The sequence below is a fragment of the Ensifer sp. SSB1 genome (assembly GCF_016652895.1).
GTDB lineage: Bacteria > Pseudomonadota > Alphaproteobacteria > Rhizobiales > Rhizobiaceae > Ensifer.
In genome coordinates this window covers 1-12,168 of record NZ_JAEPRP010000202.1, presented here as the reverse complement: position 1 = coordinate 12,168, position 12,168 = coordinate 1, and the positions used below count along the sequence as shown (strand labels likewise).

The following is a 12,168-nucleotide window of genomic DNA, read 5'->3' as shown; positions in this document are numbered from 1 at the left end:
CGTTGCCTTGCGGATCACGCCGTACAAGCACCGTCCAGTCTCCCGGTGCCGGTGCGTCCATCGAGCGCTTGCAGCGAAGCAGCCAGACGTCTTCGGCCAGCGGTCGCATGGCGAGCATCGCGCCGGTGCCGAGCGCACCGTCGAAGCCGCCGTAGAAGACGCCATTGGTGGAGGCGATATCGAGATGGGCGTCGAGTTCAGCCGAATGGTAGCGGCCGGCGATATCGGGAAGGGCCGTCCCGGAGACGCGGTCCGCGCTCACCGTCAGATTTTCGCGAGGCCGTTCCATGCGTATCGAAGCGCGCTGCGGTGTCAGGGTCACTGCGGCCGAGCGGGCGCTGCCGTCGGCGCTGACGGAAAGCGTTTCGGGAGAGGTCGCAAACCGCAGCTCGACGCGGGTCGGTCCGGCAGCTCTGGCAACCAGGGCGAGGCCCGTTTCCGGATCGAGATAGCTTCCGGTGTCCTCAGCGTCCCAGCTTCCGGATGCGGCCTCGGCATCCGTGTGGCCGAGAGCGACCTTCATCAGCGCCACGGCCGCCGCATGGGCATCGCCTTCGTGATTGAACATTACCACGACCGAGAGGCGTTCTGCGGGGGCATAGAGCCTGCGGCAGCGGAAACCGCGGAGCGCGCCACCGTGGCCGCTGATGACGGCATCGCCGATCGTCTCGTGTGCGAGGCCGAAACCGTACGGTGCCGGGCGGCCATCCGCATAGGTCTGCGGGGCAGCGAGGCGGCGGTAGAGCCCGTCCGCATCGTCACGTGTCCTGTCGACGAAACGCTCCCAGGCCAGCATGTCGTCAAGCGAGGCGGAAACACCGGCGTCGCCTGCCCAGTAGATGCGGTTGAGCGCCTCGAAATAGCCCGTCGTCTCGTTACCCTCGTAACCGACGATACCGTCCGGCGGCAGGCTCGTGTCCGGTGTCAGGGCGGCGGTCTGCATCGCCGCAGGATCGAAGACCGAGCGCTGATAGAGTTCCGCCATCGAGCGGCCGGTATGCTCCTCGATCAGGTCGGCGAGAATGCGGAAGTTGCCGTTGGAATAGGAATAACGGGTGCCGGGCTCGAAATGCGTCGAGCGCGCCTTGGAGAGCAGCGGTCGGGCATCCTCGCGCCGGAAGATGCCGTCGTGGCTGGCGCCTTGGAGCACCGTCAACGCCCAGTAGTCACGAAGTCCGGACTGGTTGTGACAGAGGTGCGCAGCGGTCGGACGCGTGCCTTCAAGCAAGGGCAGATAGGCGTCGAGTGCGCGGTCGAGCTTTTGTGGATGGCCGATCGTCTCCAGCAGAACAGCGCAGGTCAGTTGCTTGGTGACCGAGCAGATCGGGATCCGCGTCGCCATCGTCATCGGCTTGCGGGCCGCCAGGTCGGCATAGCCCCAGGCATGCCGGAAGAGGACCTCGCCATCCCTGACCACGCCGGCAACGCCGCCCGGTCCCGGGTAGTGTTGCGGCAAGGCCGCGATGGCGCGTTCAAGGACGGAAAGATCAGGAGTGTTCATGGCGCTGAAGGATCGATCGGACGGAGGGCAGGGGGCGAATTTACATCGTTCGTATCGCCCCCTCCTTCCGCATGCAATGCCTGCGGCTCCACGGTCGTATCAGCCGGCGCCTGCCTGCGCGTGATAGAGGCGGCTATAGGCGCCCTTGGCGGCAAGCAGCGTGTCGTGCGGCCCCTGCTCGCGAATGCCGCTGCTGTCGACGACGACGATGCGATTGGCATCGCGGATCGTCGCCAGCCGGTGCGCGATGATCAGCGTGGTCCGGCCTTTGGAGAGTTCGGCCAGCGACTGCTGGATCGCCCTTTCCGTTTCGGTATCGAGCGCCGAGGTCGCTTCGTCGAGGATGAGGATCGCCGGGTTCTTGAGGAACATGCGGGCGATTGCGAGCCTCTGCTTCTGCCCGCCGGAAAGCTTTACGCCGCGCTCGCCGATCACGGTGTCCATGCCCTCGGGCAAGGCCTGGATCATGCCATCGAGCTTGGCACGCCGCGCGGCATCCAGGATGTCCTCTTCGCTGGCCCCGAGCCGTCCATAGGCGATGTTGTCGCGGATGGTGCCGGCAAAGAGGAACACGTCCTGCTGAACGATGCCGATCTGGCCGCGCAGCGACGAAAGCGTGATGTCGCGGATGTCGGTGCCATCGACCGTGATCGAACCTTCGCTGACCTCGTAAAAGCGCGGCAGCAACGAGCAGATCGTCGTCTTGCCGGCGCCCGAGGGGCCGACGAAGGCGATGGTCTCGCCGGCATGGATCGTCAGGTCGATGTTCTGGATGATCGGCTTTTCGGCGCTGTAGCCGAACGAGACGCCGCGATAGATGATGTCGCCCTTGAGGCCGGCGACGTCGGCAGCACCCGCCCGGTCCTCGATATCGGGTTCGGTCTCCATCAGTTCGAGGAAGCGTTTGAAGCCGGCGATGCCCTTGGGATAGGTCTCGATGACCGAATTGATCTTCTCGACCGGGCGGAAGAACACGCCGACCAAAAGCAGGAAGCTGACGAAGCCGCCGTTCGTCAGTTCGCCCGTCAGCACGAAATAGCAGCCGGTGATCATCACGATCAGCTGCGTCAGCCGCATGCTCATGTAGCTGAGCGACGTGCTGGCAGCCATGATGCGATAGGCTTCGAGCTTGGTACGGCGGTAGTTCTGGTTGTCGGTCTCGAACAGGCTGCGCTCATGCGCCTCGTTGGCGAAGGCCTGCACCACCCGCATGCCGCCGACATTCTCCTCGATGCGGGCGTTGAAGTCGCCGATCCGGCCGTAGAGGCTGCGGAAATTGCGGGTCATTCGCCCGCCATAACGGCTGGTGACCCAGGCCGTCAGCGGCACCACGGCGGCGGTGATCAGCGCCAGCTGCCAGTGCACCATCAGCATCAAGAACAGCGCGCCGATGAAGGTCATGATCGCGATGAACAGGTCTTCCGGCCCGTGGTGGGCGACTTCGCCGATTTCTTCCAGGTCCTTCGTCAGGCGGCCGACCAGATGGCCTGTCTTCTGGTTGTCGAAGTACGAGAAGGAGAGCTTCTGCAGATGGTCGAAGGCCATCCGTCGCATGTCCGTTTCGATGTTGATGCCCAGCATGTGGCCCCAATAGGTGACCGTCGCCATCAGGCCCGTATTGAGCAGATAGACGAGCAGAAGGCCGGCTGAGGACAACAGGATCAGCGTCCATTCCTGGCTCGGCAAGAGCTGGTCGACGAACAGCTTCACCGCGATTGGGAAGCCGAGTTCAAGCAGGCCGGACAGTACTGCGCAGGAAAAATCGAGAATGAACAGGCCGCGATAGGGGCGGTAAAACGCGAAGAAACGCTTCAGCATGGAGGTGCACTCACTGGGGGGCGGCGACCAAGGGTCGGTATAAATATGAATTCCAATGTCATGTTTTGTGCCGGAAACCAACCCAGAAAAGCGGAAAACCGTGTCGTGTATTTGACGAGGGCGACATCTTCCGTCTCGTAAAAGGTCAATCGGCATTTGTCGGGGTCGGCGGGAAGGAAACGTTAACCATAAGCTTCGTAGAAAAGGAAATCAGCAGAGTGCTTCGCCTTCGATCGGGGACATCGGAGGCGTGTGGGGCGCTCGACATATCGACAAGCGTGAGGCGTCTTCATGCGTTCGCGTCAACGCACGAAGCTCTAGGGGGCGAATGAGACGATGGCAGCCAATCAATCAGTAAAAGCCACGGAATCCGATGTGAGTACGATCGTTCCGTTTCCGGTGGCAAGGAGATTGACCGCCATCCGCACCGCCGCCGCCGAGCTTGAAGATCTGCATGGTGCCGAAGCCCTGCAATTCTGGCGCCGCCGCTGCCGCGCTCTTGCCGACGAATTGTTTGCCTGCGGCTGCTCGGAAGACGAGGTTCGCCGGCAGGTGATGGACTTCCAGGGTGAGGTTCAGGCCGAGCTACAGCACCGCCACCTCTCGCGCGTCTCTCAGGGCGTGATGAGCCAGTAACGGCTCGTCAGTTTATCGGCAGTTCCGGATCCCAGGTGAAGAGTTCCTTTGCCCGCGCGATGCCGCGCAGCGCGAAACGGCCCAGCGACACCGCATGGACCTGATGTTCCGGCGGGCAGGCTTCTACGAAATCAGACGACATGATCATGTGCCGCTCGACTGAACGGCACATCGAGGAAATGCGGCTTACCTCATTGACCGCGGGGCCGACCACGGTGAAATCGAGGCGGGTCTGGCTGCCGATATTGCCATAGAAGACTTCGCCGATATGAAGCCCAAGATAGACCTCGGTGGTCGGCTTGCCCTCGTCCTGCCGGCGGGCATCGAGTTCCGCGAGCATACGGCGCAACTGCCGTTCGGCGGCGATTGCGTTGGCGCAGGCGGTTCCCGGATCGTCGGCATTGAAGATCGCCAGAACACCGTCGCCGATCAGCTTCAGCACGCTGCCGCCATGGTCGTGAATGGCGGTGATCACGGTTCCCGAATAATCGTTGAGAAGCGGGATGATCTCGTCGGGTGCCGCGGTGTCGGAGATGCGCGTATAGCCGCGCAGGTCGGAAAACCACATGACCGTTTCGATGCGCTCGGCCGAACCGCGGGCAATGCTGCCCTTGACGACGCGCTGGCCGGCGTCAGCGCCGAGATAGACATCGGCAAGCGTGCTGATGATGCGCACGCATGAGCCGGCCTTCACCGCCAGCGCAAGCGTCGGCAACAGGATCCGGAGCGCTGCGATGTCATCCTCGCTGAAGCCGCCGTCGCTCCGCGTCGTCCAATAGGAATAGAAACAGTCCATCTCGCCGACGCGGCCCTGGTCGGTGAAGTGGTGGATCATGCTGACGCAGTCGGTGTGGCCCTCGTCCTTCAGCCGGTCGAGGATGTTGTAGGTCGTGCCTTCGTCGGCGGAAAGCCGGATGCGGCGCTCGGCGGTCCGGTCGCGCAGCATGTGGTAGAAGATCGAGTTCTGCCAGTTCAGCAGCGCCTCGCCCGTGGTGGTCGAACCATATTGGATGACTTCCGGGGTGATGTCGCTTTCATCGTTCCACTGAAAGGCGCGTCCCTCGAATTCGGGGTGCAGCGTGTCGATCAGGCCGAGTGCACGGGCCAGGTCGAGACCGGCTGCCCGGCATTGCTCGCAGAAGCCGGCAAACAGCTCCGGCTCGTCCAGTCCCTTCAGGCCCTGTTCTGAAAGCCAGAGCACGATATCGCGTAGCTGTTGGTCGTTCATGGCGCATCCCGCTCGGCCGAGGTCGACTGCATGATGATGTGGTGCACCATCCATAGCCGAACCAGGGCTCAGAGCGAAAGATGCAGTTTGCCCGCCTCGCTTTCCGCCGGCACGGCGCAACAGATGAGCGCTTCGCCTTCGGCGACCGGGAAGGAGGGCTGCGAGGGATAGGTTACCTTGCCCTCCAGCACCGGTGTCCGACAGGTGCCGCAGCTGCCGTTGCGGCAGCCGTATTCCGGGTTCAACCCTCGCGCCTCCGCCAGATCGAGCAAGGTGCCTTCACCCGGCAGCCAGCGCGCCTCCTTGCTCGACTTGGCAAAGACGACGTGAACGGGGGCACTTGCCGCCGGTTCCATCGCCGGGGCAGAACCGCCGTCCGGCCGCCGGGTCAGCGACGACAGCCCGAAGGCTTCCGCATGGATGCGGGCATCGGCGATGTTGAGCGCACGCAGACCGTCATAGAGCGCCTGCGTGAAGGCTGCCGGCCCGCAGAGATAGAAGTCGTAGTCGTCGAAGGGCAGGGTTGCCTTCAGGTGGCTGAGATCGATCCGGCCGGCGACGTCATAGTCCTGTCCCTCGGTCGCGGTCTCCGGCTGGCTGAGGGCGCGTATGAAACGGATATTGCCTTGGCCCTCCTCGACCAGTGCGGCGATCTCCCGGTCGAAAGCGCGCTCCTCACGCGTGCGGGCGGCCTGGAAAAGCCAGGTTGGACGGGTGCGGCGCTTGCGGCGCCCCTCGTGGACAATATGCTGCAGCATCGCAATCATCGGGGTGATGCCGACGCCGGCGCCGATCAACACCGCCGGACGCCGCTGCGTGCCATCGATGGTGAAGCTGCCGGCCGGCGCGCGCGCCTCGATCCGGTCGCCCGGCTTCAACTCGTGCAGGTGCTGAGAGACGGTGCCGTCCTTCTTGACGCTGATGCGATAGAGCGCATCGGTCGGGGCGGAAGAGAGCGTATAGCTTCTGACAACAGCCTTGCCGTTTGCATCGATCTTCAGCCGGATTGGCAGGTGCTGGCCGGCCTGATGCGCCATCAGGCCGAGACCATCGTCAGGCGCGAGGTAGAGCGAGCGGATCGTCGAGCTTTCCTCTTCGATGCGCGCAACCCGGAATGGCCGCCATTCCTCGGCCAGGGCTGCGGCCTGCAGGCGCACCTTCGCCTGTCCCCAATCGCCCAACGTCAGCAGACTGGGCGACCAACCGCCCTCCTCGAAAGCCCAGCGAAGCGGCAGGCCATCCTGGCGATAGACGACCCGTTCTGGCCGGAATCGCCACAGGCGTTCTGCGCCCTGGAATGCGGCGACCTCGGGCGAAGACAGGATGACCTCGGCGCTACCGGTCAGCTGCAGCATGTCGCCGGTCGCAAAGTCCACAAACAGCAGGCCGGCGCGCGGATTGACCATGAAGTTGCCGAGCGTGTTGAAGAACAGGTTGCCGGAGAAATCGGGGATCGTCAGCACGCCGTCCTCGCCGATCTCGACGAAGCCGGCCTTGCCGCCGCGATGGGAGACATCGACCTGCCGCTCGCCGGTGTCAAGATCGACATAGGAGGCGACGAAGAAGGTGTCGGCATTGGCGATGATCGTCCGGGCGCGCTCATCGAGAGCCGCGCTGCGGATCGGCCGTTGCGATGCCGGTTGATGAGGATCGCGGGAAAAGGAAAACTGCCGAAGCTGGATATATTGCGGGCAGTTGCCGAAGCTCTGGCGTACGCGAATGGTGAAACCGTCGTCGCCATCGCGCAGGATCGCGCCGTTGAGCCGGTTCCGACGCCGGGTTTCAAGCTGGATTCCAAGCATGCCGATCGAGTGTGCATCTTCCATGCCGGCATCTGCCGGATCATCGGGATCACGAGGTAGACGGACGTCAAGGTTCCAGGCATCGGGTGCCTGCATGAAGCCGGGGCCTGCTGCGCGCATTGTCGCCCAGACGTCGCCCTTGGCATCGACGGCGCCGAAGACGGCGAACGGCAGCATCGGGAAAAACTGCTGGTGCTGCTCGGGCATGAAGCTGCGAACGAAATTGCGCCCCGTCGCGTCCATGCGCTCGGCGACGCCGAGGCTGCGCTGGATCGCGAGCTCGCCTTCGTGCCAGGGAGAGTCCGGCCGCTTCTGTTGTGCATTGTCCGGCATGATCTGAAACCTCGTTGGGGGAAGGCCCGGGGCACCGTGGTCGCCCCGGGCCGGTTCATCAGGCGGCGAGGCCGACGGCCGTCTTCTGGAAACCGACGAAGCCGGGCAGACGCTCGATACGGGCAAGCCAGGCGCGGACCTGGGGGTAATCGGAAAGATCGACATTGCCTTCTGGGGCGGCGGAGACGTAGCTGTAGAGGGAAACGTCGGCGATGGTCGGCCGGGCGCCGAGCAGGAAGTCGCGGCCGTTCAGTTCCGCATCGATCTGCGCCAGAACGCGATGCGCCCGGGCGATGGCCTCTTCCGCCTGCAGATTGGCACCGAACACCGTGACGAGCCGGGCAGCCGCCGGACCGAAGGCGATATCGCCGGCGGCAACCGAGAGCCATTTCTGCACCTTGGCGGCCAAGGCCGGATCTTCCGGCAGCCAATCGATGCGGCCGAGCTTCTTGGCGAGATAGACGAGGATGGCGTTGCTGTCGGCAATGACGGTGCCGTCATCGTCGAGAACCGGAACCTGGCCGAAGGGGTTCAGCTTGAGGAACTCCGGCTCCTTGTGCGCCCGGGCCTTGAGGTCGACGTCGACCAGTTCGTGCGGCACGCCGAGCAGCGACAGGAAGAGCTGAGCCCGATGCGAGTGGCCGGACAGCGGATGGCGATAGAGTTTCATTGGAAGATGTCCCTCGAAGAGCGTGAGAACCGTCGCGGCCCTCCGACGGTTCGGGATGAACCGCCTTCGAGATCAATCTATGACTTTCCAGTTTTTGGCAGTAGAGTGCGGAATTGATAGTCTGATTCCCGTTTTTTGGAAGGAAACATGGATCGTCTCGACGCCATGGGGGTTCTTTTGACCGTCGTCGACAGCGGCAGCCTGTCGGCGGCCTCGCGGCAGCTCAAGATGCCGCTTGCCACGGTTAGTCGGAAGGTCTCGGAGCTCGAGGCGCATCTGGGCGCCCAGCTGATCACCCGCACGAACCGCAAGATCCTCTTGACCGAAGCCGGCCGCGCCTATGTCGAGGCCGCCAAGGAAATCCTGGCGCGGGTCGAGGAGGCGGAACGAGTGGCTGCCGGCGAATACAGTGCCGTGAAGGGCGATCTGACCATCTCCGCCCCGATCGTCTTCGGCCGCCTGCACGTCCTTCCCGTCGTTGTGGACTTCCTGAAGGCCCATCCCCAGATCGACATGCGGCTGGCGCTGGGTGACCGATTTGCCAATCTCGTCGACGACCACATCGACGTGGCGCTCCGCATCGGCAATCTTCCCGACAGCAATCTGGTGGCGACCAAGCTCGGCACGGTCCGCCGTGTGGTCTATGCAAGCCCGGACTATGTGGCGCTGCACGGCGTGCCCGGCCATCCGAACGCGCTCGCCGAGCACGACTGCATCACCTTCGAAAACGTCACCGCCGCCCATGTCTGGCGCTTCCTCGACGATGGGCGCGAACTGGCGGCGCCGATCCGGTCGCGGCTGATCGTCAACACGGCGGAATCGGCAGTCGATGCCGCCATCGCCGGCCTCGGCCTGACACGGGTGCTTTCCTATCAGGTGGCGCGTCCGGTCTCTGAAGGGCTGCTGGTCCCTTTGCTGGAGGTGTTCGAGCACCCGCCGTTGCCGGTGCAGCTGGTTTATCTGCCGCAGGGCCTGGTGCCCATGAAGCTCAGGGGCTTCGTGGATTTCGCGGCGCCGCGGCTGCGCGGGGTCCTGCGCTGAAGCGCGCTACGCTCTTTGCGCTACACAGACCAGCCGCCGGTTCCGCGCCGTCTTCAGTCCCCTTGCGGACGCTCGCCGGCGGTTGGTCGGACATGGCGCGCATAGGTTCTTCCAACGCGAATTTCGCTGCCGTCGGAGAGGAGAGCGATGAGGGCTGCGAAGGGGGCCTGTTTCAACCCGACGATACAGTCACGTCGCACGATCGAGCTGCGGTGAAGCCGTAGAAACGCCGCCGGGTCGAGGCGGCGTTCCAGCGAAGCCAGGCTTTCGTGATGCAGATAGGACCGGCCTTCGATGTGGATGCGCACATAGTCGCGCTCCGCCTGGAAGCGCACGACCCGGTCGAGCGCGATGCGAACGAATTCCCCGCGGGATTTGATCCAGAGATCGGCCGATTGGGTTTCGTGTTTGCGCAGCGCCTGCCGTAGAGACTGCACGGTTTCATTCAGCTCCATCACGCGCTCGCTGCTGGTCCGTGCCGCGATCGCCACGCGTGCCCGCTCGATCGCGGTGCGCAGGCGGCTGGTCTCGATCGGCTTGGTGACATAGTCGACGGCGGCCGCTTCAAAGGCGCGAAGCGCATAGTGATCGAAGGCGGTCACGAAGACGACCGCGGGCGCGTTGCTGCCCACCTGCTCCAGGATGTCGAAGCCGGTGCCGCCGGGCATCTGGATATCGAGCAGGATGACATCCGGCTGCAGTTCGGCGATCAGGCTGCGGGCCTGCTGGACGTTTCCGGCCGTTCCCAGCACTTCGACACCTGGCAATGCGCCGAGCAACCGCAGCAAGCGTCGCCTGGCGAGCGGCTCATCGTCGATGATGAGGACCGAGAGAGGAATTGTCTGTATTTCGTTCATGCAAGCCTCAGCGGCATTGTGATTGCAGCTCTGAAACGCCTCGGCGTCACGAGCCCGGATACACAGGCGCCGACCCCGGGAAAGCGCGCCTGGACGCGATCGGCGACATTCTTGAGGCCGATCCCGGTGCTGGAGGTCTGGCGTCGCACCGCATCGGCCTCTGCAGCGATATCGTTCTCGACGGTGATTTCGAGGGCGTGGCCGACCTTGGCCGCGCTGATGACGATCTCGACCTGTTCGGGCGAACGGCCCACACCATGCTTGACGGCGTTTTCGATGAGCGGCTGCAGGATCAGGCTCGGCACCAGTGCCTCTTCTAGGCCGCTGGCAATCTCCATCCTGAGCTTCATCCGGTCGGAGTAACGCTCGCCTTCGATGTGAAGGTAGCCGGCTTGCAGGGCAAGCTCATCCGCAAGCCGCACGTCGTGCAAGGGATCGAGTTCCAGCGTCGTGCGCAGAAAGTTCGAAAGCGACATCACCATGCGGGTTGCCGCAACGGTCTGTCCTTCCTCGATCAGCCCGGTGATGGAGTTCAGCGTGTTGAACAGGAAGTGCGGATTGACCTGGTAGCGCAGCGCCCGCATTTGCGCGGCGAGTGCCTCTTCGCGCGTGATCGCCAGGCGGCGCTCGCGTTCGCGCAGCTCGAAACTGTAGAGCAGTGCGACGAAGAAGAACGACCACCCCACGAACGTCGCCATGCTGTAGACGAGCGTATAGCCGATGCTGGTCCAGTCGACCGTGATCGGATCGGGGCGCAGGATGAGAAGATAGAGCATGAAGTCGACGCCGGTATTGGCAAAGGCGGCCACGAGGGACGTCGCAAAGCCGACGACGATCTTGATGGCGATGTGCTGATGCCGGACGCTGAACATCGCCGCAGCGATGCCATAGGAAAGCGTCATGCCGCAGATCATCAGCAGCAGTTTGCCCGGCGCCGACATGATTGGATCGATCCCGAGTATGCCCCACAGGATGCTGCTGATGAGGAATTCGACGAACCAGTAGAGGAAGCCGAGCCAGAGCGTTGCGCGCCGGACGCTGGCGACATAGGCGCTTTCGTCCGCTGATTTCGGTTCATCCTCTGGTTTCATGCCATTTTTATGGTTCAAGCGGGCGCCGATGTCGATTGCCGTTCGTCGGCGAATTCGAGCCGTTTGCAGAAAGCCCCGGCGCTTCGGTCGCGATTGCGCGCCGTTCGCGGGATGCGAGTGTCGGTTGGCATGCGCGGTTGCTGCTTCGAACCAGGCTCAGGGCATGGGACCCGCAAGGGCCTAGGGCAGATGCGCGACACCGGCACGGAGCCACAAGTCCGGATGTGAAGGGCCCACTTTCGGGAAACGCGCATTGATGCGGTCGGCGACGTTCTTGAGCCCGGTGCCGTTGCCGGCTGAAGGAAAGCATCGCCCGGTGAACACCTGCGGCATACTCCGCTTCAGCCGTTGAAACCGTGCCATTCGTTCGTGCCATGCAAGGTTTTATCCGCCAGGGCGGTACGCTTGTCGATTGACGCTCGTCGGCAAAATCAAGCCGTTTGCAGAAAGCCACAGCCCTTCAGCGCTGCAACTTGCCGTTTGCAGAAAGCCGAATTCTCCCTCTTCGCGAGCTTGCTATAGCCGGCCCATGACCCGCGCCTTCCCGGCGAATCCGTTCGCTTGGGAGTGGCGCGCCCATCGATGCAAAGGAAAAGGGGCAGACATTGAATACCTGTGCGAAGGCGGACGTTTTGAGGATCAACCTTTTGAGCTCGACCGCGCTCGGCCGGGCCGGCCTTGTCTCGATGCTGCTGGCGGCGGCGCCGTTCGCAGCGTCGCCGGCAAAGGCGGCCGGATTGCTGGTTCCAAACGACACGACGTGGTCCAGCGACCATACGATCAACGGCAATCTCGTGATCCGCGGCGGGCCTGGCGGCGCGACGCTGACGATCAACAATGGCGCCAAGGTTGAAAGCACCGATGGCTACATCGCAGACAGTCGCGGCAGCATCGGCACGGTCGTCGTCTCCGGACCGGGCTCGACCTGGGACATCGTCGATGCCAATCCCAACGGCGACCGCATGCTCTTCATCGGCGGCTTCGAAGGCGGTATCTACGGCGGCAAGGGCACGCTGATCATCGAGAACGGCGGCAAAGTTTCTGCCAAGGAGACCTATGTCGGCTCCCTGCAGGAGGGTGATGGAACGCTTGTGGTGCGCGGCGCCGGCTCCATTCTTGCCACCGACTATCTCGGCATAGCAGTTGGTGGGCTGACGCTTAACACCGCCGCGGCCCGGTTCGAGGATGGCG

At 63.6% G+C, this 12,168-nt stretch carries 9 protein-coding genes and 1 pseudogene; 3 read left to right on the top strand and 7 right to left on the bottom strand.

Going from position 1 to position 12,168, the window contains the following annotated elements; genetic code table 11:
* The coding region (locus tag I8N66_RS32340; RefSeq protein ID WP_291163080.1) for a D-aminopeptidase at positions 1-1,501 on the bottom strand (1,501 nt) is incomplete at its 3' end.
* 99 nt (positions 1,502-1,600) lie between these two features.
* Positions 1,601-3,319 (bottom strand): ABC transporter ATP-binding protein, encoded by a 1,719-nt coding sequence (locus tag I8N66_RS32335; protein WP_291163076.1) that lies wholly within the window; start codon positions 3,317-3,319, stop codon positions 1,601-1,603.
* Between the two features lie 336 nt (positions 3,320-3,655).
* On the opposite strand from I8N66_RS32335, the gene I8N66_RS32330 reads away from it, so the two are divergent.
* Positions 3,656-3,955: a DUF6074 family protein gene (locus I8N66_RS32330; protein ID WP_113539517.1), complete on the top strand. Its 300-nt coding sequence runs from the start codon at positions 3,656-3,658 to the stop codon at positions 3,953-3,955.
* A 7-nt stretch (positions 3,956-3,962) separates the two neighbouring features.
* On the opposite strand, the gene I8N66_RS32325 is transcribed toward I8N66_RS32330, so the two are convergent.
* From I8N66_RS32325 to I8N66_RS32315, 3 genes are all read right to left on the bottom strand, one after another.
* The gene (locus I8N66_RS32325; RefSeq protein WP_113539570.1) at positions 3,963-5,183 is read right to left on the bottom strand and encodes an adenylate/guanylate cyclase domain-containing protein; all 1,221 of its coding nucleotides are present in this window, start codon (positions 5,181-5,183) and stop codon (positions 3,963-3,965) included.
* 68 nt (positions 5,184-5,251) lie between these two features.
* A complete protein-coding gene (locus I8N66_RS32320; protein WP_291163071.1) occupies positions 5,252-7,318 on the bottom strand; it encodes a pyridoxamine 5'-phosphate oxidase family protein in 2,067 nt (688 codons plus the stop codon).
* A gap of 58 nt (positions 7,319-7,376) precedes the next feature.
* On the bottom strand, positions 7,377-7,988 hold the full coding sequence (locus I8N66_RS32315; protein ID WP_291163068.1) for a glutathione S-transferase: 612 nt from the start codon (positions 7,986-7,988) through the stop codon (positions 7,377-7,379).
* 147 nt (positions 7,989-8,135) lie between these two features.
* Between I8N66_RS32315 and I8N66_RS32310 the strand changes: the two genes are divergently transcribed.
* On the top strand, positions 8,136-9,029 hold the full coding sequence (locus tag I8N66_RS32310) for a LysR family transcriptional regulator (RefSeq protein WP_291163065.1): 894 nt from the start codon (positions 8,136-8,138) through the stop codon (positions 9,027-9,029).
* 53 nt (positions 9,030-9,082) lie between these two features.
* Here I8N66_RS32310 and I8N66_RS32305 read toward each other — a convergent pair whose 3' ends face one another.
* Together I8N66_RS32305 and I8N66_RS32300 are read right to left on the bottom strand one after the other, a co-directional pair.
* Entirely contained in the window at positions 9,083-9,886 is an 804-nt protein-coding gene (locus tag I8N66_RS32305; RefSeq protein ID WP_291163062.1) for a LytTR family DNA-binding domain-containing protein, read from the bottom strand.
* Positions 9,883-10,977 carry a histidine kinase gene (locus tag I8N66_RS32300; protein ID WP_291163059.1) on the bottom strand — a complete coding sequence of 365 codons (1,095 nt, stop codon included), beginning with the start codon at positions 10,975-10,977 and terminating at the stop codon, positions 9,883-9,885. The genes I8N66_RS32305 and I8N66_RS32300 overlap by 4 nt, the downstream gene beginning before the upstream one ends.
* A 647-nt stretch (positions 10,978-11,624) precedes the next feature.
* Here I8N66_RS32300 and I8N66_RS32295 point away from each other — a divergent pair.
* Positions 11,625-12,168, top strand: a pseudogene (locus I8N66_RS32295) (hypothetical protein); the annotation flags it as partial.